Here is a 24,970-nt window from a genome sequence, read left to right as displayed (position 1 = left end):
GCTGTGATGACGGACCAGGTACACCCATCGGCCATCGTCGACGCGGGAGCCCAGATCGGCGAAGGATCGCGCGTCTGGCATTTTGTCCATGTCTGTGCCGGTGCGCGCATCGGCAGGCATTGCTCGCTCGGCCAGAACGTGTTCGTCGGTAACCGCGTCGTCATCGGCGACCACGTCAAGGTGCAGAACAACGTCTCCGTCTACGATAACGTCACGCTGGAGGACGGCGTTTTCTGCGGCCCCAGCATGGTGTTCACCAATGTCTACAACCCTCGCTCGCTGATCGAGCGCAAGAACGAGTACCGCGACACGCTGGTGAAGCGGGGCGCGACCCTGGGCGCCAATTGCACCATCGTCTGCGGCGTCGTTATCGGCGAATATGCGTTCGTCGGCGCAGGCGCCGTTGTCAACAAGGACGTACCTGCCTATGCGCTGATGGTCGGCGTTCCCGCACGGCAGGTCGGCTGGATGAGCGAATTCGGCGAGCAGCTTGACCTGCCAGTGCGCGGCGAGGGCGAGGCCGTCTGCCGGAATAGCGGGCAGCGCTACGTCCTGGACGGCGCAACACTGCGCAAGGCCGCAGACTGAGGCAGTGACCAGTCCCCTCCGCATGCCGTCTGCACAGGAAATCAGCCATGATCGAGTTCATCGACCTCAAAGCGCAGCAAGCCCGCATCAAGCACAGGATTGACACCGGCATCCAGCGCGTGCTGGCGCACGGCCAGTACATTCTCGGTCCGGAGGTCGAGGAGCTGGAGCAGCGGCTTGCGCACGATACCGGCACCCGGTACTGCATCAGTTGTGCCAACGGCACGGACGCACTGCAGATTGCCCTGATGGCGCTGGGCATCGGGCCCGGCGATGAGGTCGTCATGCCCGGCTTTACCTATATTGCCACCGCTGAGACCGTCGCCTTGCTGGGAGCGAAGCCGGTCTATGCGGACGTGGATCCGCGCACCTGCAACCTGGATCCCGCGGCGCTCGAGGCGGCGATCACCGACCACACAAGGGCCATCATCCCGGTCAGCCTGTATGGACAGTGTGCCGATTTCGACATCATCAATGCCATTGCCGCGCGCCACGGCTTGCCGGTCATCGAGGACGCTGCGCAGAGCTTCGGTGCCACCTACAAGGGCCGCAGTAGCTGCAATCTGTCCACGATTGCCTGTACCAGCTTCTTTCCCAGCAAGCCACTAGGCTGTTACGGGGACGGCGGAGCGATCTTCACCAACGACGAAGACCTGGCCAAGGCGATGCGCCAGATCGCCCGTCATGGCCAGGACCGGCGCTACCACCATGTCCGCGTTGGCGTGAACAGTCGCCTGGATACATTGCAGGCGGCCATCCTGCTGGCAAAGCTGACGATCTTCGATGAGGAGGTCGAGCTACGCCAGCAAGTGGCGGCGCGGTACGGAGAACTGCTGCGCCAGGGGGGGTTCGAGGCCACGCCGCATGTCGAACCCCACAACCTCAGCGTATGGGCACAGTACACCATCCGTGTCCCGGATCGCGATTCCTTGCAGGATGTGCTGAAAGCCACCGGAATCCCCACTGTCGTGCACTATCCGTTGCCGCTGAACCGGCAGCCCGCAGTAGCCGCCTGCGAGGCCCGCCTGCCGGTCGGCGACGCGCTGGCGCGTGAGGTGTTGAGCCTGCCGATGCATCCGTACCTCGACATGGCAAGCCAGCAGGCTATCTGTTCAGTGATTCTCCGACATGCCATGTGCCAGCCAGAGCGAGTCGTGCCTTGAACAAGCAGGCGCTCGCCGTGGACCCCGGCACGGCGGAGAAACCCCGTGTCGGCAGAAGCATTGGCGTGCTGGTCAGCGGGCAGGCCGCCGCGCAGATACTTACGCTGGCGGTCTCGCCAGTTCTGACGCGCCTCTATTCTCCGCAGGATTTTGGCGCCGTGGCGGTCTTCGCGGGCCTGCTCGCGTTCTTCGGCGTTGTCGCCTGCCTGCGCTATGACTTGTCGATCGCCCTGCCCGCCAGCGATCGCGATGCCGAGAACCTGGTGGCCTTATGCCTGCTGTGCGTGGCGACGACCAGCGCGCTTTGCGCGCTCGGCGTGCTGTTCTTCGGCGAATCGCTGATCCTGACCCTTAACTGGTCAATCGACGCCAGCGCTCTCTGGCTGCTCCCCTTCGGCGTTGCTTCGGTCGGCCTCTACACTGTGATCGAGCGATGGATGGTCCGGATGCAGTATTTTGGCCAGCTGGCGCAGACCAGGCTGGTGCGGTCCGTGATCGCAAACCTGGTGCAATTGGGCGGCTATGGTTTCGGCGTCCTGGCCTTGATGGGTGGAACGGTAATCGGACATGGCGCCGGCGGACTGTTCTATGCGATCAGGGAAATCCGCCGCAGGCGGGGCGGCAACGTGAAGCTGATCCGCATCGTGGCCCTTGCGCGCCGCTACAAGGATTTTCCGCTGTACTCCACCTGGACAGCCACATTCAATGTGGCGGGCGTGCACCTGGTGCCGCTGATCTTCTCGGCGTTGTTCGGCGCTGCCGTAGTCGGCCACTTTGCCTTCGCGCTGCGCATGGTATCGGCGCCGATCTCACTGATCGGCGCGGCGATCGGTAGTGTTTTTTTCGCCCAGGCGCCGGCCGCCATGCGGGCCGGTCGCCTGCCCGAGGCGGCCGAGGCGCTGCGCCGGAAGCTGGCCAATGCCGGCGTTCCGGCACTGGTGCTGCTTGTTTGCGCCGGGCCGGACCTGTTCGCGGCCGTGTTCGGCGAACGGTGGCGCATGGCCGGCCACTATGCGCGCTGGATGGCTCCCTGGATCTATTTCCAGTTCCAGTTCTCGCCGCTCTCCTGCCTCCCTGATGTGATGGAACTGCAGAAGATGGAACTGATCGCGCAGTTCAGCACCTTTGCGATTCGTCTTGCCACGCTGGCAGTTTGTTACGGATTCAGCGTTCCGGCGGACCCCAGCATTGCCGTTTTCTCCGCAGTGAGCGCCGTTGCCTATCTCGGGATGCTTACCCTGTTCATGTCGCGAGTGGGGGTGAGGCTCAAGACAATGGTGACGCACGATGCGGGGCGCTTGCTGGTCTTCTGCGCCTGGGCACTGCCTTCGATACTGCTGTTCAGCGGCGAACCCGACTGGCGGACCCTGGTTTCTGCCGCTTACTTCCTGGCCCTGTCTGCGTTCTGGATGCGGCGCACGCTGCGCCCGACGCGAACTGACGATGAACGACGGTAGCCTCGATCCGCTAGCGGACCAGACATCTCTGTGCCGGATGCATGTCGTGGCGTTGTAGACGGAGTTTCAAGTGCAAGTTGCTAACGTAGCCCACCTCACCTCGGTTCATCCGCGCTACGATGACCGCATCTTCCTCAAGCATTGCCGTAGCCTGGCGGCCAACGGCTATCGGGTCTCGCTGGTGGTGGCCGACGGCGAAGGGGATGAAAGCCGGGACGGGGTTTTCATCACCGATGTCGGCGGCTCGGCGGGGCGCTTAAACCGCGTCTTCCGGACCACGACACGCGTGCTGCGCCGGGCGCTCACGCTGAATGCCGACGTCTACCACCTGCACGACCCCGAGCTGATTCCCGTTGGCTTGAAGCTGAAGAAGATGGGTAAACGCGTCATCTATGATTCGCATGAGGACGTGCCCCGCCAGTTGCTCAGCAAACCCTACCTGGGGCCGAGGCGATTGCGCGCGCTGGCGGGTGCCTTTGCCATATACGAGAGACGTGCCTGTCGCGAATTCGACGGCATCGTCGCGGCTACCCCCTTTATCAGGGACAATTTCCTGCCGATCAATCCTCGCACCGTCGACATCAACAATTACCCGATTCTCGGCGAACTTGGCGGCCCGGTGCAGTGGGAATCCAAGCGAGCGGAAATCTGCTATGTCGGCAGCATCAGCTCAACTCGCGGTATCCGCGAGACTGTCATGGCGCTCGAGCAGGTGCAATCCGCGGCGCGACTGAATCTGGCCGGCCGGTTCGGCGACCAGGCACTGGAATCGGAGGTGAGGGCGGCCAGCGGCTGGTCCCGCGTCAACGAACTCGGCTATCTGGACCGGGACGGGGTGCGGGGCGTGCTGGCGCGGTCGGTGGCCGGCCTGGTGACGCTGCACCCGCTCATCAATTTTCTCGATGCACTGCCCGTGAAGATGTTCGAGTACATGGCGGCCGGGATCCCGCCCATTGCCTCCAATTTTCCGCTCTGGCGCGAAATCGTCGAGGAAAGCGAAAGCGGCCTGTGCGTGGATCCGCTGGATCCGAAGGCAATCGCCAATGCCGTCGACTATCTGGTGACGCATCCCGATGAGGCGCGCCGCATGGGCGAGAACGGCCGCCGCACCGTGACCAGGAAATACAACTGGGCGAACGAGCAGGACAAGCTGTTTCATTTCTACGAGCGGATCCTGGCCTAAGTGCGTGGCCGGTTCGCCGCTTCAGCGACTCGGCCGAGGAATGGCTTTGGCTTCGGGCTTGCGCATTGTCCGGTGTGGGCTGGCTCACGCACTGCGCTATCAAAGTAGCGGCAAATTTGATTAGATGGATGGAGCGCGAGCGGATATCCGTGGCTGAGCCTTGCATCCGGAAAGGCTAGATCCACCGCTTGCCTGGGGGGCAGACTTTCACTGGCTGATGGACTGCAAGGGGACGGCGATCCGGAATCCGCAATGACGACTAACAGGGAGGCGGCAGAGCGGTCATGAAGCACGGCAACCTCTCGCTCTTTGGCAGCGTAGTCTTCCTCACGCTGTTTCCGGGCTATTTCTACTACCACACCGCGGTGGCCGGCGCCTTTTTTCCGCCGGTGCTGGGTGGCTTCTTCGGCCCCATGTCGGTAGTCCTCGGCATCCCGCTGGTGATTTTCGGTTTCGGTGCACTGGTACGCGGGCGCGAGCCGACTCTGTTTATCGATCGTGCTTTCGTTCTGTATGTGCTCTTTGTCCTGGCATGGTCAAGCCTGCACTACCTGCTTGGTACAGGAGTGCAGGAGTCCTTCGACTTCTATATGTATAACCTCAGCACGATACTCATGTGGCTGGTGGTCTACATGTCGGTAAGGAACCTCGATCTGAACGAGAAGTGGCTGCGTTGGATAATATCTATTTCACTGCCCGTATTCCTGGCCATCGCCGCGTGGAACTCGAATGGCCAGTTCTACGATACAGAGAAGATTGCCGGTGACGCCGTGCGGGTTTCCGGCTATCAGGGATTGGCCCGTTCTGCCGCCATTGCCGCCCTGGCAGCGCTCGCATTGCATCGCGGATTGCGTGCCGCACTGGTGGTAGTGATTGCCGTACCGCTGTTGTTCCTGCTCGGGGCGCGCAGCGAGTTCATGGCCTTCCTCGTCGTAGCCGCAGTTCTCTTCGGGCTTCGGGACGGCGCATCGCGGACCACGCTGGTCTGGGTTCCGCTTGGCATAGCCGGACTCGCCTATCTGGCTGTCAGCTTCCAGGTCTTCGAAGGCAGCTCGCGCATCCTCCAGCTTCTGGAGATCAGGGAATCGACTTCCTATCAGGCAAGAAACGAATTGCAGCAGTACGCGGTCAGGACAATCGCAGAGCATCCGCTGCTCGGCAGCTACGCTTCCCAGTTGTATCTCGGCGAGATCGGGAGCTACGCGCACAACGCGCTCTCCGCGTGGGTCAGCTTCGGGCTGGTGGGCTTCCTGGGCTTCGTACTCTTGCTCGGCTATGCATTGGTGCAATCAGCCAGGCTGGCCAGGAAGGGCTACGCCGCGAATCCGGAAGTTGCGCTCGCGCTGGCATTCAGCGTCTATACCGTGACCTTGGCGGCCACCGCCAAATCCGTCAACGACCCGATTTTCGCCTTGGCATGGGGCGCGATGGCCTGCGCACTGCGCAAGCGCGAGCGGGCGGGCAGCCGGCCTGCGCTTGCGCAGTGCCCAGGTCAGCAAGCTGCGCGATCCTGACAGGTATCCGCCAGTCTGGTCACCAGGCAAGGCCTGTACAGCGGCAACTGATATTCATCGATGATTGAGGCGTATGGACATCAATCAGAGCAAATACAGGGAGCTCTGCGAGACCGAACTTTCAATCCCGCTGTCCAGCCGGGCCTGGTGGCTTGACGCGACGGTCGGGGCCGACCGCTGGAGCGTGGCCCTGGTGGAGCGGGCAGGAAAGGTAATAGCAGCCATGCCCTACGTCAAGAAGACAAGGTATGGCTTTGTCATCCTTACCCAGCCTCCCGCCGGAAACGGATTGGGACCATGGCTCGCGTGCAAGGATGCAAAGCCGACAAAATTACTGAGCCAACAGAAGGAGTTGATGACGAATCTGATCGAACAACTGCCGAGGTTCGACCATTTCGTGCAGGCCTGGGACTACAACAATACCAACTGGCTGCCCTTCTTCTGGAAAGGCTATCGGCAGACCACGAGATATACCTACATTCTTCCGGACCTCAGTGACGAGACATCGCTTTGGAGCGCCATGCAACCCACGGTGAAACAGGACATCCGGAAAGCAAGCGACCGCTTCAATCTTCGCGTGCGCCACACCGACAACATTGATGAATTCCTGCCACTGAACCGCAATGTCGGCATTGACCCAAAATGGCGCCGAGGCTATTCCGATAACGTCGCGAGGCGAATCGACGCTGCGTGCAAGGAGCGGGGCAAACGCAGGATCTTTATCGTCGAGGATGAGCAGGGACGGCCTCACTACAGCGCCTATCTCGTGTGGGACGAGCAGAGCGCATATGGCCTGATGGGAGGCGCAAACCGGGACATGCCATCCAATACCGGAGCCGGCAGCTACTGCATTTGGGAAACCATCAGGTTCGCCTCGACGGTAACCAAGGTCTATGACTTCTCTGGCTCCATGCTGGAATCGGTGGAACGCTTCTTCCGAGGCTTCGGTGCTGTTCAGAGACCGTATTTCCTCATTACCAAGACACCATCCAGGGCGCTCTCGCTGTATCAGCTCATGCGTTCCCGATAGCCGTGCCGCCGGGAAAGCAAAGCGCCCGCGCTTTTACAAGGAGATGCTGGCATGAGCAAGCACAACGCACGCGCCCGTCGACCTCTTGCGCGCGCTCTGCTGCGCGCCGGTAGCCTGGTTGTACTGCTGGCCTGTAGCGTGCCAGCGGCGCAGGCGCAGTCTGGCGGTGTGATGCCGGCCGCGCTGGAATGCGGTGGCCCTGTCGAAGGCCTGGTCTGGCGCCGCTGGGACGAAAGCGGGTTCGTCTTCGTGCAACAGCAGCTGATCGCGGAACGGCTGGTGAAGCAAGGCGACACCTATGCGCTATATCACCTAGAGGTCTTCTTTCATAACTTGCTGGCCATGGCACAACGTTGCCAGCGCAGCGCGCGCCAGGCCCAGTTGGCCGGCCTGGTTGCCAGCACTTATGCACAGCTTGCACCCGCGCCCGGCGACCAGCCAGGGCGGGCCTGGATATGCCGCGGTGGCCCCGAGTGCAGCCACAGCATCCGGCTGCGCAATACCGAGGTGTTGCTCAACAGCACCCAGTTCCTGGCCTTCGCGAGCAGCCTTGCCAACGGCATGAGCCGCGAGGTTCGGACGGGGGCTCCCAACGACTTTGTCGAGCAGACGGCACGCATCGCGCGCGAGCACCTGGAACGCTGGAACACGCCTGCGGCGCAGGACGCGTTGCGCAAGCGGATCGCCGCCAGGCCGGAGGATGTAAAAAATACCTCGTCGGAATTGTTCCTGACCGACAAGGAGCTTTGGCAGATTGCCATCTACGCGGATCTGGCCGGCATGCTGGCCGCGCGGCCTCGGCTTGCCCAGGCGGTGGGCCTGAATGACGGCAGTATTGCCACCATGAAAGCACACCTGGACTTGTTGCTGCGCCTGGTTGCGGCTCGTACTACTGTACAGGCGCTTCCTGACCCGGAGGGCAAGACCGGCAAGGGCATCAGGGTGGCCGATCTTGATGCGGGATTCTGGCGGCTTTATGACACAAACCGGTATGCCTCCTACACCGGGCGGGACAAGCCCGTGGTGTGCAAGCGCGATCCGGCCAGACCCGAGCTGGTCACGGCGCAGACGCATATTCCAGCCGAGCGCTTCGCGCCGGTCGCCAACATCGGCTGGGACATCAGCCACGCACGACGGCTGGTACATTTCTTTGATGCCATCGAGCGCAATCGTGCGGCCATGGTCCAGGTCTACGGTATAGACCCGGCGAGTTTGCCCTCGCAAGACACCATGGCTGCCTTTGCACGCCAGTTCAGTCTTCGCGTCTGGAATCAGGATCGGGCTCGCCCCCTGTTCGCCAACTACTTCAGTGGCGCCAACGGCTGGTATCGGGTGAATTACGACAACGGTACCGGCAGTTGCGCGGAGGGCTATCCACCGTATGGCCTGTCTGAGTCATTCCCCACCGGTGGCTATGCAACCTGGCCAGCCATGCACGCGCTGGGTGTGCGCTTGTACGACATTACCCAGTCGTCGCGCAAGGAAGACCGGGACTTCGTTGCAGCCCATTACCCCGGCTTTGCCAGGCAGCCCGGCGACAGCGGGCGCATGCTTGCCGAGATGATGTTCTGGCCTACGCTGGTGCGCCGCGGCGGCGCGCGCTGAAGGGACGAGCCAACCGCGCGCTCGTTTCCATCGCGCGCGGCCGGGCGGCAGGGGTGGGGCGATCGTGGCTCGCTGACGCGACAGCTTGTCAGTGGGCGACGACAGCCTGGTACAGCTCGCGCTCCTCGGCTTTGCCGAGCGACGAGTTATGCCACAGCATGGTAAAGCAGCCATTCACCGCATTGCAGGTGTCCTTCAGCTCCCGGAACTTGCTCCATGCCGCCTCGCCGGTTCCAAGCCCCATATAACCCATGACGGTGCCTTCCATGGCAATCAACGGGCGAATGCGCAGGTTCAGGGCCTTGCCTGCCACCGGATCGAAGGCCGGATATTCGAAGCAGGTGCCGCAGCGGAATCCGGCGTGGTCGGCATAGCTGAGCGTGCTGTCGTAGGTCATGCCCGCCTGCTCCCAACCGAGCATCGTGGTCGGGTGCTCCCAGCGCAGATAGTGCATGCGTCCGCCCCAGACCTCCTGCTCGATCTTCTCTTGCTCGCATACCCGCCGCAGCCGGATTGCCTCCGCCTGCACCGCGCCGGGGGCCTGATAGGTATTGAAGCTCGGATGCAGGCCGATCTCATGACCACGGGCATGGATACGCTGCATCAATCCGCGTATCGCAGGATGCTCCGGCTCGTAGTCGGCATCCATGCCTGGGTGGGTGCGGCCGCAGATGAAGTAGAAGGCGCTGACCAGTTCATGGCGCTCGGAAACATCCATGATCCAGTCAAAGGTATTGACCCGATCGCCGGGATGCAGCGCGGTGCGCGTCTTCATCCTGATGACCGGGGCCTGCAGCACGCTCCGTACGTCCCGGCGAATCAGAATGTCGCCGGCCATGCGGCGGAGCATTCGCGCCGCGGAGCCAAAACCATAACGACTGGGAACATCCACGTCATGCGACACCTTCATGCCGGGCCGAAGCTGCCTGAGCTGCAGTTCTGGCCACTGTCGCCTGATCACCTGCCCAAGGATATGCAACCACTCATCCACCACCGGTCGCTCCAGGTAGCCATGCCTGTGGGCATGCGAGCCGCTCGCCGGGAAGCGCCTGTATTTATCCAGGTCGGTGCGGCCAACCTCCTCCTGGCGCGACAGCATCCAGTAGCAAAGACCGAGAACGTCATAGTGGATTCGATAGCCAGCCGGCGTCGACTCGATCAGCGGCGACGGAGCGCGCGCGAGGCCTGGCGCCGGCAAAGGTCCGCGCAGGGCCGTCTGCCACCCCTCGGCAAGTGCATCCCAGGTTGTAAAGGCGAGCGCCGAGTCCGCGCGCTTGAAGGTGACGGGGTCAGCGGCAATCTCGATCGATCCCTCGCCGCAACCAGCAAGGCTCAAGCGGACAAAGCCCGCGTCGGTACCTTGCAACTGAAAACCATGGCCAAACCGCTCCGCGAGAATCCGCTGCAGCCAGGAGAGGGTTTCCTCAGTCATGTGCTTCATAGGGAATTCCAGAGTGAGAATGCCGGCGTCTGATTGAACGACGTCTGTGCACGGCTTTGAGCAGGGCATGGACAGCACATGGCAAACCGGATGGCCGAGCCACAGCCGACTGCGCTGACAGAGAAGATTATCGGGACTCGCTACCGTGCCCGCAATGAAGCTGGGTGTGACGCCGAACGCAAGGCGCGCGCGCTTTCCTGCCGCACCCGCGAGGCTGCCGCGGTGCGATGCCGGGCAGTGTGGTCTGGGCCACGCTATGCGCTTTCACGGGGCGTCGGACTCTGATTAGATGTATTCGGGCGGATGGGAAAGTACTCATCCGGCCCTGACCATGGCCCTGACCATGGCCCTGCGCGTCCACATGCGGTCGCGGCAGGATCAGCTATTGTCAGGCCCGCGTCTGCCCTGGTGGCCCACCCTGCGGGCCGGGTCGGCCAACCGGGCGAAGCCCGCCAATGACATGTGCGCCAGCATCCAACGATCCGGTCCCTCCATGAAGCACGTCTGGATTCTCAATCACTATGCCCTGGAACCCGGCAGCAGCCCCGGCGGTACGAGACACTTCCACCTGGCAGAGCACCTGAGGTCGTCCGGCTGGCAGGCAACCGTTATCGCGGCCAACGCGGTCGGCGCAAGGGAACGGCATCTGGAGGCGGGCAGGTTGTCGCGCCTTGACAGTATTCGCGATGTGTCTTTCCTCTGGGTACGTACGCCCACATACGAAGGCAATGGCGCTGGCCGCATCCTCAACATGCTGGCCTACAGCTGGCGCGCCTTGCGGCGGCGGACCACGCGTGGCCTGCCGCGTCCCGACGTGGTGATCGGCTCCAGCGTACACCCCTTCGCCGCGGCGGCGGGCGCCTTGCTGGCGCACCGCTTCAAGGTCCCGTTCGTGTTCGAGGTGCGTGACCTGTGGCCGCAGACGCTCGTGGACATGGGTCGCCTGCGCGAAGGGGATTTCCTTACCTGGGCGCTGCGCAAGCTCGAGCTTTGGCTGTATCGGCGTGCCACTCGCATCGTCGTGCTGCTGCCGCACGCGTGGGAGTACATCGCGCCGCTGGGCATCCCGAAAGAGCGCATAACCTGGATACCCAACGGCGTGGACCTGTCGCTGTTCCCGCCGCCCACGCCTGCACGCACCGTCGCGCCGTCCGAGCGTTTTACGCTGATGTATTTCGGCGCCCACGGGCAAGCCAACGGCCTGGACAATGTGCTGCAGGCAATGAAGCTTGTGCAGCAGCGGCCAGAGGGGCGGCACATCATCCTGCGCATGGTTGGAGATGGCGGCCTCAAGCCTGCGCTGATGGCGCAGGCGCAGCAACTCGGCTTGTGCAATGTCATCTTTGAGCCCCCCGTACCGAAGACCCGCATTCCGGCTGTGGCAATGGAGGCCGATGCCTTTGTCATCGCCGTGCGCGACCTGCCACAGTTGTACCGGTACGGCATCAGCATGAACAAGCTGTTTGACTACCTGGCTGCGGGCCGGCCCATCGTCATTGCCTCCAATGCCTCCAATAATCCGGTGGCCGACTCGACGGCGGGATTGACAGTGGCCGCGGAGCAGCCGGAGGCGCTTGCCGACGCCATCATCAGCATCGCCGCAGCGCCGCTCGAGGCTCGCCTGCGTATGGGGCGCGCCGGCCGCGAATATGTCGAGCGCAACCACAGCTTCCAGCTGCTGGCGCAGCGCCTGGCTGGTGTGCTGGACGAAGCATGCAGACCTCAGGCCAACCCGGTGTCCTGACCTGGTCGATATCGAGGCTCCGTGCATTGCACACGGGCTGGAAGACCAGTGCTGGCCTTTGCACCTTTACTGCAGGAAGCGAGATGCAGCGAACGGAGGGGCCCACTGGGCGAAGGCTGGCGCTCGCGGCAGTACAGCTTTCACGTCCGAACATTCAACGTGCGACAACGCACCGAAGCATGGAGCTGCCCCTCCTACGATGCAAAGCATCAGGGCATGGCAGATGCGATGCGTTGTCCGCTGCCATCAGTAAGGAGACCGCCGTGAGACCAGTCAATTGGCGCATGCATTCCCGAATCATCCTGGCTACCCATCGCCACAACATCGCTTCCAGTCTGTCGATACTTGTCGCCACCGGCCTGCTTGCAGCCTGCTCTGCTTCGCCGGGCATGTACTTCGGCACCAATGCAGTGGTGAGCGCAATCGGTCCCGATGTCGTACCCAAGGTGACACCGATCACCCTCGATCTGGTGAAAGCCCAACGCAGCAAGGTTCGTACAGACAATGAGCGGGTCGAAGAACTGTTCGCCACACCGCGGCCTTATCAGATCGGCCCTGGCGACATCATCTCGGTCGTGGTGTGGGACCATCCGGAACTGGTGTTTCCCACGCAGACCTACAGCATCGGCGCCGCCTTCGAAATCCCGCAGTCCAGCGGCGGCGCCAACGTGCCGGGTTATGTGGTCAGCGCACAGGGCGATATCCAATTCCCCTACGCCGGCGTCATGAAGGTGGGTGGGAAGACAGCAAACGAGGTTCGCGACCAGATGGCGCGGGTTCTGTCGCGAGTGGTCAGGAACCCCCAGATGACGGTGCGGGTGCTCGGCTTTCGTAGCCAGCGTGTCTATGTTGACGGAGAAGTCAAGACGCCTGGCATGCAGGCCATCGATGACGCGCCCATGACGCTGGTGGAAGCGCTCAATCGCGCCGGCGGCGTGCTGAATCTGACCGGTGACAACAGCCGCATCCGCGTTACCCGCGGCGAGCGTAGCTGGTATGTCAACATTCCTGCGCTGCTTGCCAGGGGTATTGATCCGTCCCGCATTCTGCTGCGCTCGGGCGACATCGTCCGCGTGGAACAGCGCGAGGACAACAAGATCTTCGTCACCGGCGAAGTGGTGCGCCCGGCCTCCCTGCTCATGCGCAATGGACGGATGACACTGAACGAAGCACTTGGCGATGCCGGCGGTGTCAATCCGAGTTCGGCCAATGCGGAACAGATCTACGTCATCCGCAAGGCGGCCGATGGCGAACCCAACATCTTCCATCTGAACAGCAACTCTCCGGCGGCGCTGGCTATCGCCGAGGGCTTCGAGCTGGAACCGAAAGATGTGGTCTATGTGGACGCACGTGAGGTGGTCCGCTGGAGCCGTGTGATCAACCAGTTGTTGCCGAGCACGCAGCCTGTGTTCAGTACTGCCACGGCAATCAAATAGCGGGATGCGAAACATGACTCGCTCGATCCTGGTGATTTGCATCGGCAACGTCTGTCGCAGCCCCATGGCGGCCTGCCTGCTGAGCCAACTTCTGCCCGCATGCGAGGTAGCTTCGGCCGGACTCGCTCCGCCGGTCGGCGCACCCGCGGACCCAAGCGCTGTCAGGCTGCTTGCGCGCGAGGGCCTCGATATTGCCAGTCACCGCGCCCGCGCTGTGAACGACGCACTTGTGGCAGCTGCGGACCTGATCCTCGTGATGGACAGCGAGCAACGCGACGAGCTTGAACGGGTTTTCCCGCTGGCACGCGGGAAGACCCACCGGATTTGCGAATCCACGTCCACGGATGTGCCGGATCCGTACGGATGCTCGCCAAGCATGTTTTATATCGTTCTGGAACTGATCAAGCAGGGCATTGCTTCATGGTCTGCACGGCTGGCAGAGGTTGCACCAACTGATGCTCAAGGAGAGGTATCATGAGAACGGTCAGTACCGGGGATCAAGCTCCCGCTGGCGGGGACGAGCATCAATCGGCCGTGGACTTTACCGCCTATCTCGATTTGCTGGCCCGCTATCGAAAGACCTTCCTGTCCGTCGTCGGCGTGGTCCTCGTGGTCGGCCTTACCTATGCCCTCCTGGCCAAGCCCGTCTACCGCACGAACATGACGGTGCAAGTGGAGGACTCGGGTGGTAGCCACGTCAGCAAGCTCATAGCCTCCATCTCACCGGGACCCGATGCCAAACCCGCCGCTTCCGCGGAGATTGAACTCCTGCGCTCGCGGATGGTGGTCGGAAAGGCTGTCGACAACCTGCACCTGTATATCGAAGCCGCACCGCGCTATTTCCCCGTGATTGGCCCGGTAATCGCCAGCTTCAATCCTGAACGGTCGCACCCTGGGCTGTTTGGATGGGGTGGCTTTGCGTGGGGCCATGAATCGATTGCCGTGTCCCAACTCGACGTTCCTGCGTCGATGGAGGAGCGCAAGATCCTGCTGACCGCGCTGGGTGACAACGAGTACAGGGTGCGGTTTGCCAGCGACGATGTCGAGGCTACCGGCAAAGTGGGATCGCCATTGACGATCACCACTGCCAACGGCGCGGTCACCATGCTGGTAAGCCAGTTGGACGGGCGTCCCGGTACCCAGTTCGTGCTGCGTCGCCTGGCGCGCGCTGCTGGCATCGCGCGCTTGCAGGAGAAGCTGACGATCAGCGAACGCGGCAAGGATAGCGGCGTGATCGGCGTGGCTCTGGAAGGTGCCTCGCCAGACATGACGGCGGCTATCCTCAACGAAGTCGGCAATGCCTATGTTGAACAGAACATCCGCCGCAAAGCCGCCGAAGCCGAAAAGTCCCTCGCATTTCTCGAGCAGCAGGTGCCGCTGCTCAGGCAGCAGGTCGACACGGCCGAGACCCGATATAACGCGATGCGCAATCAACGCGGCACGATCGACCTCGGCGAGGAGTCCAAGCTGATCCTGGGTCAGTCGGTGCAGATTCAGACCAAGCTGCAGGAGTTGCAGCAAAAGCGCCAGGAACTGGCTGCGCGCTTTACTTCAACTCATCCGGCCGTCGCACTCGTCGACAGCCAGATCTCCGGCCTGACCGCCCAGCTGAACGGAGTGTCCGGGCGGATCCAGAAGCTGCCGGACGTGGAGCAGAACGTGTTGCGGCTGATGCGCGACGTCAAGGTCAGCACCGAGCTGCTGCAGTCCCTGCTGAACGAGGTCCAGCAGTTAAAGCTGATCAAGGCGAGCAAGGTAGGAACGGCGCGGATTGTCGACCCGGCGGAGGTACCGCTCAAGCCGGTCCGGCCGGACCGGGCGCTGATTGCCGGGCTATCGCTCGCGCTGGGCTTGGTTGCTGGTCTGCTGGTGGTCTTCGTGCGCCATACGCTCGAGGGCGGCGTGGCAGACCCGGACGAGATCGAGCGGCAGACAGGGATGACTGTCTACTCGACCATCCCCTTCAGCAAACAACAGTCACAGTTGTCACCCGGCGCCGGCCTTCTGGCACTCCAGCAACCGGACGATCCCACGGTGGAGAGTCTGCGCAGCTTCCGTACCGCATTGCGTTTCGCCATGGCCGGGAGCAACAGCCCGACGGTAGTGATCACCGGGCCTGCCCCGGGCGTCGGCAAATCCTTTGTCTGTACTAACTTTGCCGCAATTGCCGCGACCGGAAGCCGCGTGGTGCTCATTGATGCCGACCTGCGCCGCGGTAGCCTGCAGAGTTCCTTTGATGTCAAGCGCGGCCCTGGCTTGACGGAACTGCTGATGGGCGCGCCGCTGGAGCAGGTATTGCAGCGGCAAGTGGTGCCCGGCCTGGACTTCATACCGACCGGCTCGCAACCACCACACGCGACAGATCTGCTGCTGAGCCCCGCCATGGACTCCGTGCTTGAGCAGCTCAAAGCGCGCTATGACCTGGTGCTGATCGATACGCCGCCAGTGCTTGTGGCTGCCGACGCGGGCATCCTGGCAGGCAAGGCTGGCGCCGTGTTCCTGGTGGCGCGCGCCGAGAAGACCACGACCGGCGAACTGGTTGCGGCGCAACGCGCGATCCGGCAGGCTGGCGCCGATGTCAAGGGCGTGCTGTTCAACGGGCTTCTGATCGAGGGTCGCTGGTACCGGTCCCATAGCTACTTTGGCAAGTATCGCTATCTCGCCGATTACGGCAATGGACAGACCAAGCGGGCTTAGCCAGGGCGACGGCGGCGGCTGGTGTAGTTTCCGTCCAGCCGTCGGCCGCTGAACTCGAACTTTGCTTCGCTGAGGGCAAACAAGTCATGCCACTCGTTCATGCGGATGCCGTCTCGTCCGTGGTCATCGCCGGCGCAGGCGGACTTGGGCTGGAACTCTATGACTATCTGCAGGCAGAAGCGCTGTGCGGCGGACCGACGGTAGCGGGCTTCATCGATGACACGCCAGACAAGGTTCCGGAGGGCATAGACCTGCCACATCTGGGGTCGATTCGTCAGTACCGGCCAACGCCGCGCCAGGCAGTGCTGGTAGCGATCGGTGCCACCCTGGCACGGCAAGAGGTACTGTCATGGCTCCTGCATAGCGGGATCGAGGTTCCGATCTATGTCCACGGTACGGCCCTCGTCTCGCCCTCCTCCCACCTGGGCGTCGGCTCGTTGATTTTTCCGTTTGCGGTCATCAGCCGGGGCGCGGTGGTGGAGGACGGCGTGGTGGCCAATGTCTCCAGCGGAATTGGGCACGGTGCCCGGGTGGGTGCGTGCTCCGTGCTTTCTCCTCATGCGGTCCTCAATGGCAACGCCGCCATCGGACCGCGGTGCTTCCTGGGGACACGCGCGACGCTCTTTCCGGGCGTCAGCATCGGCGCGGAATGCGTTGTCGATTCTCACACCTGCGTTTCGACCAGCGCCAAGGACCGGCAGTTCATCACTGCCGGCAGTTTCCAGATGACCTCACGCCTGATTCGCGATCAGTGATGAACAGCTCGGGGCCCGGCTCAAAAGGTTTCAGAACATACGCGGTACGACGGCACCCGGCATTTCACGACCGTCACCACGATCTGGCCGGAGACCGGATCGGTATCGATGTACCTGGAATAGCGCTCGGTGACGCCGAACCAATCCATTCCATGTGACCACAATCGACCCTTGACGGGACGTGTCGCTGCCAGCACAAAGACGAACAGGAACCCGCAAAGCGCCAGCCTCGCAAGCATCGGCGTCCGACCGGGGCGCGCACGCTGACGAGCGGGCTGACGAAATGGATGCAAGTTGATCCACGCCACGGCAAATCCGACAGTCATGCCGATCAGGGTTTCAGCAAGCGTGTGATAGTGTCCGACGATCAGGGCAATCGCCACCAGTACGGCCACGAGTACACCGGCAGACAGGCCGATCCTGGCCGTTCGCTTGCCCCATGCCGATCCCAGTATCGCGCCCAGCATCGGGTAGACCGATGCAGTGAGCATGGCGTGCCCGCTTACGCTGTACACGTTCACCGATGGCATTGACCACCCATTGAATTCGAACGCCAGCTTCCCTGCAAGAATGACGGCTGCACCGCCCACCAGCGACATGAGCCAGTAACACGCGCGCTCCCACAATCCCAGGTAGGCCAGACGGAGCGCAACAAGGCCCGCCAGGGGGACCGCCAGTGACGCGCCGCCACTATGGACAATGAGCATCCAGGATAGCTGCATCAGGAGCCTCAAGTTGTCGAATGGTCGCTTACCCGTGCGCCCCGGCGTATGTCGCCACCCGTTTCCAGTTCATCGCGCGATATCGGCATCCGAGGCGCTCCGTTTGCTTCCCATGAAGCGAGGGGCGGAGAATTCTCCCGCGGCACTGATCCCCTCGCGCGCTACTACCTTGATGACGGTCTTCCACAAGATCACGATGTCCAGCCACACCGAAACGTGATCCACGTACCAGACGTCCAGCCGGAATTTTTCTTCCCAGCTGATCGCGTTGCGTCCACTGATCTGTGCGAGTCCGGTAATGCCGGGACGGACCATGTGGCGGCGCATCTGCTCTGGAGAGTAGCGCGGCAGGTATTCCATCAATAGCGGCCGTGGCCCAACCAGGCTCATGTCACCCTTGAGTACATTCCAGAGCTCCGGCAGCTCATCGAGGCTGGTGGAGCGAAGAAACGCCCCAAGTCTGGTCAGCCGCTCCGGATCAGGCAGCAGTTCGCCGTCCGGTCCGCGAGCATCCGTCATGGTACGAAACTTGAGAATGTGGAATGGTTCGCCATGAAGCCCCGGCCGGACTTGCCGGAAGAAAACCGGGTTGCCCAGACGCACGCGCACTACGCAAACCAGGAGCAGAAGCGGAATGGCAAGCAGCAGCATGCCCAGCAAGGCCAGGACAACATCAAAGATGCGCTTCATCACAATGGCTCCGAGAAACCGCACTCATTTGGGCATGGCGCAGGGGGAGCGCCGCTGACAGGCTTCATGCTCTTGGTTCGGTTGCTTTGCCCATGGCAACGATCCATCCACGGGCACTCAATGCGGAGGATTGCCTGCAGTGACTATGCCCCGCGGCGCCCCTTTGCACCGTTGGCTATCTCACACTTCAGCCGCCGGCTCTGCCACGGCGCCAGCGAGCACTCCCGCGACCCATTTTCCTCGGCTTGCCTCACCAGTTCTTCAAGTCTGTTTGAGAGCGCACCGAATGGCAGGTGCCGTCTCGCCAGAATCGGAAGTCCGTACGCAAGCCAGCACAATGAAAGGTGCAGAGGACCGACATGAAAGTCTCGACAGCAAGCGGCGAAGGTGGAGGCGGGCTGAGAACCGCCCTGCCGGCGACCGCGCATCCCCACGCTCTGCATGGTTCCGAAGCCATCTGGCAGGAAACCAATTGCTATATCGACCTGTGGGTGGAATTGCTGCATGGCTGGGGGCTCGAACCGCGCGCAGGACTCGCGTTCACCGTTGCACAAGACTTTGAAGGCGATCACTTCACCTTCTTCAAGTACCCGCAGATGGATCTGGAAACGCTGTATGGGATCAGCGTGCAGGAAATGGCCGTTTATGACACGCTGCAGGCACACGTCACGGCGCAGGTCGAGCGCGGTCACACCGCACTGGTCGAAGTCGACAGCTTTTACCTGCCCGACACGCATGCCACCGCCTACCGGCGCGAGCACGTCAAGACCACGATAGCGATCAACCGTATCGACAACCAGGCCGAGCGTGTCTGGTACTACCACAGCCTGGGCTACCACAACGCGCAGGGCGAGGACTATCGCGGCCTGATGCGGCTCTTGCCCGAGCTCGCAGGCAACGCAAACATCCTGTTCCCCTATGCTGAATATGCAAAACGCGTGCGGCCTCCGCTCGAATCGTCCGCGTTGGTCGATGCTTCGGTGGCACTGATGCGATACCACCTCGCCAGGCGCCCCGCAGGCAATCCGGTAGGTCGCTGGCGACAGGTGTTCGGCAAGCATATGGACGCCCTGCTGGCGAGGGACGAATCCTATTTTCACCTGTACACCTTCAACTTCCCGCGCCAGCTGGGCGCCAACTTCGAGATGCTGCATCACTGGCTGTACTGGCTAAGCGAGCATGGGCACGAGACGCCCCTGGCCGTCGCAGACGACGCACGCGCCATCGCAACCGAGAGCAAGGTATTGCAGTTCCGACTGGCGCGGGCAGTGGCACGCCGGCGCGCCGACCTCTGCGCGGACTGCCTGGATAGCCTGGAGTCCTGCCATGACAAGGCCATGGCAGGACTGCTATCGGCTTTCGGCTGAGCCAGCACGCGACCGGCAGGCGTCGCTAACCATCATAGCCAAGCGGATGGTCAGCATTCACAGCGTAGATTTCGCCTGAGGGAACGGTAACAGCTTGCGCCGCGCCCTTGCGCTCGTGCACGAGTCGAACTCGCCGGCTGCTTCCCGGTGCAAGGTGGAACCAGTTCTCCGAAGCCTGGTAGGCAACGTCCTCGATGTGCACCCAGCGCGCGAAGCGCTCCGCTGACACCGTCAGCCACCACTCGTCGCCAACCTGCTCTAGCTGCGCCCGCAACCCAGGCGCCTTGAGCGCGGTGGCACGGCGGTCGGGCAGGTACACCGCCTGGCTCAGTGGCTCGCCGCTGTCGCCGGCAAGCAACGTCGCCAGTACCACGTCATGCGTCGGCGGGCCGAAGCGATAGGCATACGTGAAGTCAAAGAAGCGATCGAGCAGTGCGGACGCCTCGATACGCTCCGACCCGCGCGCCGGCAGCCGCAGGCTGTGCCGGGCTTCAGCCACCACCATCGCGCCATCACGCAGGCAGCGCAGGACCAGCAGCAGAGAGCGTGGCTGCGGCATTTCGTTCAGCACGTGCAGGTGCAGTCCATTGAGCCCCTCATCAGTAATCAGCACCTGCACTGGTTGCCAGACCTGGCGTAGCGCATGCCATGCCGACTTGGGGCGCCCGCACGCATCGACAATACCCCAGCCTGCGCCAGGCGTCAGGTCTTGCAGCTGCCAGATCAGGCCGCCGGAACAACCCGATCCCACCCGTCGCCATTCGCTGAAGACTTCGGTCATCACCTCCGCCGTCACCGCCCGCGACAGCATCAGATAGCGTTGGGGCTGCTCATACCGCAAGCGCGGCGGATCCACATCGTACAAGGCGCGCAAATAGTGATCGCGGACATCTTCGAAATCCCACGGTGCACCCGCGTCGCGCGGCACCGTGGCTTTCCAGCGCGGGGAATGCAGCGGCAGCAACAGTCCGTGCTCTGTCAGCGTTCGATCACCGGGAACATTGGCAAAGGCCAGGCATTCGGAGGCGAAGCGGACCTGTGCCAGCCGCGCATCCGTCAACGGACGTTCGTAGGCCCCCACGCCGTAATAGTGGCAGACACCGCTGTCCGGCTGGAACGGCCAGGCCCCTCCGGTTGGCGAATTGCTGACATAGACCACGTCCGGACGATGCGCGGCAACCAGGCCCGGGATCAACTCCTCGAACAGCGGTTGCTTCCATTCGCCACGCGAGGTACCCAGCATTGCCGCCTGCTGCTCCGCCTCGCTACCGCCGCAAAGCACCGCAACGCTTGGATGCGCCCGGGTCGATGTCAGCCACCCGGTGACTTCGCGCTGGAAGTCATCGGTAAGGCCAACGCCGGGTCCGATGCTGCCATAGTCGAAGTTGGCGAACATGAAATCCTGCCAGACCAGCAAGCCCAGTTCGTCGCAAACCCGATAGAAGGCTTCACCCGGATAGCACGTGACACCGCTGATGCGCACCATGTTCATGCCGCCGTTGCGCGCAAGCGTCAGCCAGTACCGGGAGGCTTCATCAGTGTCTGCGAGGCCAGGCAAATCGATGCTGGAAATGCAGGCCCCGCGGCAAAACAGCCGCTCGCCATTGATGCACAGTGCAAACGGCTCAGACAACCGCGAAGGCCCGGACGAAGCCGATGCGCTCGCACCGTCGAGCGATACCGTGCGAAAACCGGCCCGGCCGCATTCGATGGCGCGCCCGTCGACGGTTGCATCGACACGGTAGAGGTGTGGCTCGCCGTGCGTATGAGGCCACCATGGCTTCGGTCGTTCGACCCGTAGCGTGCCCGAAAGGGTGTGCCTGTCAATGCGCGAGAGTGTGCCGGGATGGCGGCAACCCTCACCGTCTGTTGCCTCGAACGACCCCGAAGCCGGCGCTGCCCCCGGGAAATGCAGCCGCAGCGAGACGACGCCGTGTCCTTCCGGCATTTGCGCCGACATGTCAGCGCGCACGCCGTGAAGAATGTCGTCGCTTGCCGGATCGAGCAACTCTACGGAACGCCAGGGCCCCACCGCATGCACCGGCGGGCACCAGCCCGGCATATGGCCAAGCAGGGTCGTGCGGACCGTACGCAAGGTGGGGGGCACGATCATTCTGGGCTTCCAGCGCACTGCGCCATGCCGCTTGCGCAACCATGGATGCAGCGCCCGAAAACAGAGATACAGCAGGTTGTCTCCGTCCAGGTCGACCTCGACCTCGTGCGCGGCGAACATATGCTGAACACCCAGCACGAGTTTTCCGTTGAGCCAGGCTTCGGCCACTGTGGCGAGTCCGTTAAAGCGCAGCACTTGCCTGCCCCGCCCGGCAAAGCGCACACGATACCAATGGTCATGCAGGTGCAGTGGCGGCGGCGCGGAGTCGTCCCAGCGACCGGCGGCGCGCAGCGCGCTGGCCACCGTGCCAGGAACCGGGGCCGGCAGCCAGCCCGCCGTGCCATCCAGGCCCGCCGGACTGTCGGCTGCACCGGCGCCCGTCTGTATCCACGTCCACTCGCCACCGAGCACGGCGTTGCCAATGGGGATGCCCGATCGGATGTCAGGGAATGACTCCGGATCAGGCATCGAGGTGTTTGTGTCCGGGTAACCTTGGGACATCATGGACTGCCTTCATCGCGTAACCCGGCAGGGCCGGGATGCCAGCCTGGCGGATCACAGCCGACTGCCTCGCAAATTGGCTCCAGCGGCATCAGCCGGCAACACTCTGCGCGGTTCCGGTCGAATGCTCGCGGCGTTGGACTAGATGCCTCCGAGCACATCGCGCACGCGTTGCGGCCAGCGCGCCAGTTCGAAGCCGTGATGGCGCAGTAAAGCCAGCGTCAGGCGCTCGATGCCGAAGCCCACGCAGCCGGTATGGGCCAGCGCCCCGTCATCGGTGCGCAGCGGCCACGCATGGGCGAAATGATCCATGTGATAGTTGAAACTCATGCAAGCGGTCGGGGGCGCGCCATCGTTGATCGGCACCAGCAGCTCAAACTTCAGTTTGAGTTCACGCTGACTGTCCGCGACGATCTTGCCGCCACGACCGAAGAACGGATCGTTCGCAATATCCACCTCGTGCGGCAACCCGAGCATGCTGGCCAGCTTCTGGCCACGCTCCATCCATGTCTGGCGGAATTCGACAATCTGCTCGGCTGTCCCGAGCCGCACGTACTCGCGCTGGCGGAACATCTGCATGCGTGCGGGGTCGATGGAGGGCTCATGGCGGAAGCAATACGTCAGCACGTCGACCACGAGGCCGCCACGGGGCATCGGCCCGCGGTCGGCCACTACCGGGTAGACCGGATAGCACGCGGCGGGTGCCAGCACCACTTCGGTCGGTCGCTGCTGCTCCGCCCAGTTCTCACCGTGTTCCACACGGGCGAGCAGACGGTGATGTTCCCGTTCGCCGCCACAGAAGCAATGCACCGTCCCCGCCAGTTGCGGAAAACTCTTGAGGTATTCGCTCGCTTCGAAATCCTCGCGCGGCATCGCGGGAGGAAATCGCATCACTTCCGCATGCTGGTCGGCTCCGAGCTTGCCGATGGCGAGGTTCAATCCATCGGCAATGCCTTCGAACAGCGCGCTGCGACCATAAATGCCATCGACCTTGGTCGGAAAGAGCACGCGGGCATCGATGAGCGCCTGCCGGTAGGCACGACGGCCGAGGTCCGGATCCCGCACCGGTACGGCGTGGAAAAAATGATCACCCGCAACAGGTGATGCGTTCTCGTCGGGCGTGCAAGTGTTGCTGGTGTCGTCCATGCTCGGATCCTCAGGCAGTCCGGTCCGCCAGCAGCAGATTGGCGGTGTTGGTCAGGATGCGATCGTTGTTGATCATCAGGGGCGCCGACCACAGATCCCGAAGGTGGCGTCCCAGGCTGAACGGCGTGCCATGCTTGTAGCCCGCCATGCCGCACACCAGCATCGCGATCTGGACTGCCTCGAGCGCCAGCACCGACACGCTGGTCTTGAGACCATTCATTTCCGCCGCCAGGCTGAACATCGCCGACACGCCCTGCCTTGCCTGCCGCTGGCGCTGGTGGCTGAGCGCCAGCTCCAGGCGGCCATCGAGCATCTGGATGATGGCTACGGCCTCAGCCACGCGCGTTGCCGATGGCGGCAGCGTGCCGGGTCGGGCACGGGCCTGGCCCTGGAACAGTGCCTTGGCACGCTGGACCGCGTCCGCCGCGATGCCTGTCCACACGGCAGACCACAGGATATGCGACACGGGGGTCATCGTAACGTCCGCAATCTCGCCGAACGGCACCGGCAGGATCTGATCGGTATGGCCGCGCGCTTCGAGCCGGAAGCCGTTGCTGCACGTGCCCCGCATGCCCAGGGTGTCCCATGCGGAGAGGTTGTCCAGCGTGTAGTCCGGCTTCAGAACGCTCACCATGACCTGGTCCGTGGGCGCGGCATCGGGGTGTCGACGTGCCGTCACGAGAATTCCGTCAGCGTGGGCGCCATAGGAGATGGTTGGCGCCATCTTCAGCAAATGGAGGTTGCCGTTGTCGACGTTGACCGCGCGTCCGCTGTTGCGCAACGCACCGCCAATAGCCTCTTCGGAGGTGGCCGATGCGAGCAGCAACTGTTCGCCGCCAAGCCGTTGCAACAGTTGCGCGTGCCATGCACTGTTGCCGGCATGGTTGACCAGGCATGCCACCTGGATCTGGTGCATCGCGTAGATCATGCCCGTCGAAGCGCAGGCGGCGCCGAGCACGCGGCAAACCGCCGCGATCGTCTCGAGCGGCGCGCCACCACCGCCAAGGTCAGTCGGCACCATGGCACCCAGCAGTTTGTGCTCGCGCAATACCGTGAAGGCCTGACAGGGAAAGCTTGCGTCCCGGTCGACCTGGTCTGCATGCCGTGCTGCTTCTGCGGCGACCAGCCTGGCCGCCGCCAGCCAGTGCGCGGCATCGGCAATCTCGGCGCGCGGAGGTGCCAGCTCAACGCTGGCAAGCGCGGGGCTCACGCCGCCTCCTGCTCATTCTTGAGTTGCTCGGCTGCCGTCGCCAGTGCGCCGATGCTGCGAAACAGCTGGCGGGTCAGCATGCGATCGGGGATTTCGATGCCGAAAGCGTTCTCGATCGCGATCATGACGTGCACGGTCGCCAGCGACGACAGTCCTGCTTCATACAGATCGGCGTGGTCGTCCAACGATTCAACTGGCACGTTCAGACGAGCCACTTCCAAGAGGATGGTACGTATGGCTGCTCTCATGCTGGGACTCCAGATTTTGGGGAAGCATGGTGTTGAGCCATTTAGCCTGAACTTCGGGCTCGAATCGGTACGCTTCCGTACCAATGGGCTGCGGTGCCGGCACGCCTGCAAGGCTGCCCGGGCACGGCGAGCTCCGGGCGGAGAAGCCCGGCTGCAGTTGCGAGGGCAATGCGTGGTCTTTGCGCGGGAAAGCACGAAGGGACATCCAGGCCTCGGGGCGAAGACCCTGTCAGGATCTTCTTGCCATAGCGCTACCAATGGAGCAGCTCCGCGCGGAGGCGGCACCGACCGAGGGCCGTCACGCGATGCGGACGTACCCGTTTCTGCGTAACGCTTTGCCGGCGTTGCTGCATGCGCTCG

20 protein-coding genes are annotated in these 24,970 nt (G+C 63.0%); 13 read left to right on the top strand and 7 right to left on the bottom strand.

The features are described from left to right. Positions 1–6: 6 nt before the first annotated feature. The 7 genes from wbpD (at position 7) to E0W60_RS06170 (ending at position 8,540) form a co-directional block, all read left to right on the top strand. On the top strand, positions 7–588 hold the full coding sequence (gene wbpD, locus E0W60_RS06200; RefSeq protein ID WP_133097154.1) for a UDP-2-acetamido-3-amino-2,3-dideoxy-D-glucuronate N-acetyltransferase: 582 nt from the start codon (positions 7–9) through the stop codon (positions 586–588). Between the two features lie 47 nt (positions 589–635). Then, complete coding sequence (locus E0W60_RS06195) at positions 636–1,751, top strand: DegT/DnrJ/EryC1/StrS family aminotransferase (RefSeq protein ID WP_135703371.1); 1,116 nt, start codon at positions 636–638, stop codon at positions 1,749–1,751. After that, entirely contained in the window at positions 1,748–3,208 is a 1,461-nt protein-coding gene (locus E0W60_RS06190) for a lipopolysaccharide biosynthesis protein (protein ID WP_167884558.1), read from the top strand. The genes E0W60_RS06195 and E0W60_RS06190 overlap by 4 nt, the downstream gene beginning before the upstream one ends. Positions 3,209–3,278: 70 nt before the next feature. Continuing rightward, positions 3,279–4,391, top strand: coding sequence for a glycosyltransferase family 4 protein (locus E0W60_RS06185; protein WP_133097157.1), 1,113 nt, complete (start codon positions 3,279–3,281; stop codon positions 4,389–4,391). Between the two features lie 284 nt (positions 4,392–4,675). Continuing rightward, positions 4,676–5,905, top strand: coding sequence for an O-antigen ligase family protein (locus E0W60_RS06180; RefSeq protein ID WP_135703369.1), 1,230 nt, complete (start codon positions 4,676–4,678; stop codon positions 5,903–5,905). Between the two features lie 73 nt (positions 5,906–5,978). After that, on the top strand, positions 5,979–6,935 hold the full coding sequence (locus tag E0W60_RS06175; RefSeq protein WP_135703368.1) for a GNAT family N-acetyltransferase: 957 nt from the start codon (positions 5,979–5,981) through the stop codon (positions 6,933–6,935). Positions 6,936–7,106: 171 nt separating this feature from the next. Then, the gene (locus E0W60_RS06170; RefSeq protein WP_135703367.1) at positions 7,107–8,540 is read left to right on the top strand and encodes a hypothetical protein; all 1,434 of its coding nucleotides are present in this window, start codon (positions 7,107–7,109) and stop codon (positions 8,538–8,540) included. Positions 8,541–8,628: 88 nt separating this feature from the next. Here E0W60_RS06170 and E0W60_RS06165 read toward each other — a convergent pair whose 3' ends face one another. Then, entirely contained in the window at positions 8,629–9,981 is a 1,353-nt protein-coding gene (locus E0W60_RS06165; RefSeq protein WP_240745750.1) for a polysaccharide deacetylase family protein, read from the bottom strand. 331 nt (positions 9,982–10,312) lie between these two features. On the opposite strand from E0W60_RS06165, the gene E0W60_RS06160 reads away from it, so the two are divergent. From E0W60_RS06160 to E0W60_RS06140, 5 genes are all read left to right on the top strand, one after another. Further along, positions 10,313–11,725 carry a glycosyltransferase family 4 protein gene (locus tag E0W60_RS06160; protein WP_240745749.1) on the top strand — a complete coding sequence of 471 codons (1,413 nt, stop codon included), beginning with the start codon at positions 10,313–10,315 and terminating at the stop codon, positions 11,723–11,725. A gap of 284 nt (positions 11,726–12,009) precedes the next feature. Further along, positions 12,010–13,161: a polysaccharide biosynthesis/export family protein gene (locus E0W60_RS06155; RefSeq protein WP_195428072.1), complete on the top strand. Its 1,152-nt coding sequence runs from the start codon at positions 12,010–12,012 to the stop codon at positions 13,159–13,161. 13 nt (positions 13,162–13,174) lie between these two features. Beyond that, complete coding sequence (locus E0W60_RS06150) at positions 13,175–13,639, top strand: low molecular weight protein-tyrosine-phosphatase (RefSeq protein WP_135703366.1); 465 nt, start codon at positions 13,175–13,177, stop codon at positions 13,637–13,639. Next, entirely contained in the window at positions 13,636–15,858 is a 2,223-nt protein-coding gene (locus tag E0W60_RS06145; protein WP_135703365.1) for a polysaccharide biosynthesis tyrosine autokinase, read from the top strand. Before E0W60_RS06150 ends, E0W60_RS06145 begins: the two co-directional genes overlap by 4 nt. Before the next feature lie 86 nt (positions 15,859–15,944). Beyond that, entirely contained in the window at positions 15,945–16,613 is a 669-nt protein-coding gene (locus tag E0W60_RS06140; RefSeq protein WP_135703364.1) for an acetyltransferase, read from the top strand. Between the two features lie 20 nt (positions 16,614–16,633). Here E0W60_RS06140 and E0W60_RS06135 read toward each other — a convergent pair whose 3' ends face one another. Together E0W60_RS06135 and E0W60_RS06130 are read right to left on the bottom strand one after the other, a co-directional pair. After that, a complete protein-coding gene (locus E0W60_RS06135) occupies positions 16,634–17,335 on the bottom strand; it encodes a phosphatase PAP2 family protein (RefSeq protein ID WP_135703363.1) in 702 nt (233 codons plus the stop codon). 69 nt (positions 17,336–17,404) lie between these two features. After that, positions 17,405–18,025 carry a sugar transferase gene (locus E0W60_RS06130; RefSeq protein ID WP_135703362.1) on the bottom strand — a complete coding sequence of 207 codons (621 nt, stop codon included), beginning with the start codon at positions 18,023–18,025 and terminating at the stop codon, positions 17,405–17,407. 359 nt (positions 18,026–18,384) lie between these two features. Here E0W60_RS06130 and E0W60_RS06125 point away from each other — a divergent pair, with 359 nt between their 5' ends. After that, positions 18,385–19,392: a DUF1839 family protein gene (locus E0W60_RS06125; protein ID WP_133097189.1), complete on the top strand. Its 1,008-nt coding sequence runs from the start codon at positions 18,385–18,387 to the stop codon at positions 19,390–19,392. Positions 19,393–19,417: 25 nt separating this feature from the next. Here the strand turns inward: E0W60_RS06125 and E0W60_RS06120 are convergent, their stop codons facing one another. The 4 genes from E0W60_RS06120 to E0W60_RS06105 form a co-directional block, all read right to left on the bottom strand. Then, positions 19,418–22,009, bottom strand: coding sequence for a beta-mannosidase (locus E0W60_RS06120; RefSeq protein ID WP_135703361.1), 2,592 nt, complete (start codon positions 22,007–22,009; stop codon positions 19,418–19,420). Between the two features lie 138 nt (positions 22,010–22,147). Then, positions 22,148–23,152, bottom strand: coding sequence for an amino acid--[acyl-carrier-protein] ligase (locus E0W60_RS06115; RefSeq protein WP_135703360.1), 1,005 nt, complete (start codon positions 23,150–23,152; stop codon positions 22,148–22,150). 10 nt (positions 23,153–23,162) lie between these two features. Beyond that, entirely contained in the window at positions 23,163–24,362 is a 1,200-nt protein-coding gene (locus E0W60_RS06110; RefSeq protein ID WP_135703359.1) for an acyl-CoA dehydrogenase family protein, read from the bottom strand. Further along, positions 24,359–24,610 carry an acyl carrier protein gene (locus tag E0W60_RS06105; protein ID WP_135703358.1) on the bottom strand — a complete coding sequence of 84 codons (252 nt, stop codon included), beginning with the start codon at positions 24,608–24,610 and terminating at the stop codon, positions 24,359–24,361. The genes E0W60_RS06110 and E0W60_RS06105 overlap by 4 nt, the downstream gene beginning before the upstream one ends. Positions 24,611–24,970: the final 360 nt, after the last annotated feature.

It is taken from the genome of Cupriavidus oxalaticus (assembly GCF_004768545.1).
In the GTDB taxonomy this organism is placed as follows: domain Bacteria; phylum Pseudomonadota; class Gammaproteobacteria; order Burkholderiales; family Burkholderiaceae; genus Cupriavidus; species Cupriavidus oxalaticus_A.
Note: the sequence above shows the minus strand (reverse complement) of the source record. Positions and strands in the feature narration are given on the sequence as shown.

What these genes read in the sequence shown, in the direction of transcription:
- E0W60_RS06140 (WP_135703364.1), top strand. Translation starts at nt 15,945, where the DNA reads ATGCCACTCGTTCATGCGGATGCCGTCTCGTCCGTGGTCATCGCCGGC.
- E0W60_RS06135 (WP_135703363.1), bottom strand. Translation starts at nt 17,335, where the DNA reads ATGCAGCTATCCTGGATGCTCATTGTCCATAGTGGCGGCGCGTCACTG.
- E0W60_RS06160 (WP_240745749.1), top strand. Translation starts at nt 10,313, where the DNA reads ATGGCCCTGACCATGGCCCTGCGCGTCCACATGCGGTCGCGGCAGGAT.
- E0W60_RS06120 (WP_135703361.1), bottom strand. Translation starts at nt 22,009, where the DNA reads ATGATGTCCCAAGGTTACCCGGACACAAACACCTCGATGCCTGATCCG.
- E0W60_RS06115 (WP_135703360.1), bottom strand. Translation starts at nt 23,152, where the DNA reads ATGGACGACACCAGCAACACTTGCACGCCCGACGAGAACGCATCACCT.
- E0W60_RS06195 (WP_135703371.1), top strand. Translation starts at nt 636, where the DNA reads ATGATCGAGTTCATCGACCTCAAAGCGCAGCAAGCCCGCATCAAGCAC.
- wbpD (WP_133097154.1), top strand. Translation starts at nt 7, where the DNA reads ATGACGGACCAGGTACACCCATCGGCCATCGTCGACGCGGGAGCCCAG.
- E0W60_RS06170 (WP_135703367.1), top strand. Translation starts at nt 7,107, where the DNA reads ATGCCGGCCGCGCTGGAATGCGGTGGCCCTGTCGAAGGCCTGGTCTGG.
- E0W60_RS06165 (WP_240745750.1), bottom strand. Translation starts at nt 9,981, where the DNA reads ATGAAGCACATGACTGAGGAAACCCTCTCCTGGCTGCAGCGGATTCTC.
- E0W60_RS06105 (WP_135703358.1), bottom strand. Translation starts at nt 24,610, where the DNA reads ATGAGAGCAGCCATACGTACCATCCTCTTGGAAGTGGCTCGTCTGAAC.
- E0W60_RS06180 (WP_135703369.1), top strand. Translation starts at nt 4,676, where the DNA reads ATGAAGCACGGCAACCTCTCGCTCTTTGGCAGCGTAGTCTTCCTCACG.
- E0W60_RS06150 (WP_135703366.1), top strand. Translation starts at nt 13,175, where the DNA reads ATGACTCGCTCGATCCTGGTGATTTGCATCGGCAACGTCTGTCGCAGC.
- E0W60_RS06175 (WP_135703368.1), top strand. Translation starts at nt 5,979, where the DNA reads ATGGACATCAATCAGAGCAAATACAGGGAGCTCTGCGAGACCGAACTT.
- E0W60_RS06155 (WP_195428072.1), top strand. Translation starts at nt 12,010, where the DNA reads ATGCATTCCCGAATCATCCTGGCTACCCATCGCCACAACATCGCTTCC.
- E0W60_RS06145 (WP_135703365.1), top strand. Translation starts at nt 13,636, where the DNA reads ATGAGAACGGTCAGTACCGGGGATCAAGCTCCCGCTGGCGGGGACGAG.
- E0W60_RS06130 (WP_135703362.1), bottom strand. Translation starts at nt 18,025, where the DNA reads ATGAAGCGCATCTTTGATGTTGTCCTGGCCTTGCTGGGCATGCTGCTG.
- E0W60_RS06125 (WP_133097189.1), top strand. Translation starts at nt 18,385, where the DNA reads ATGAAAGTCTCGACAGCAAGCGGCGAAGGTGGAGGCGGGCTGAGAACC.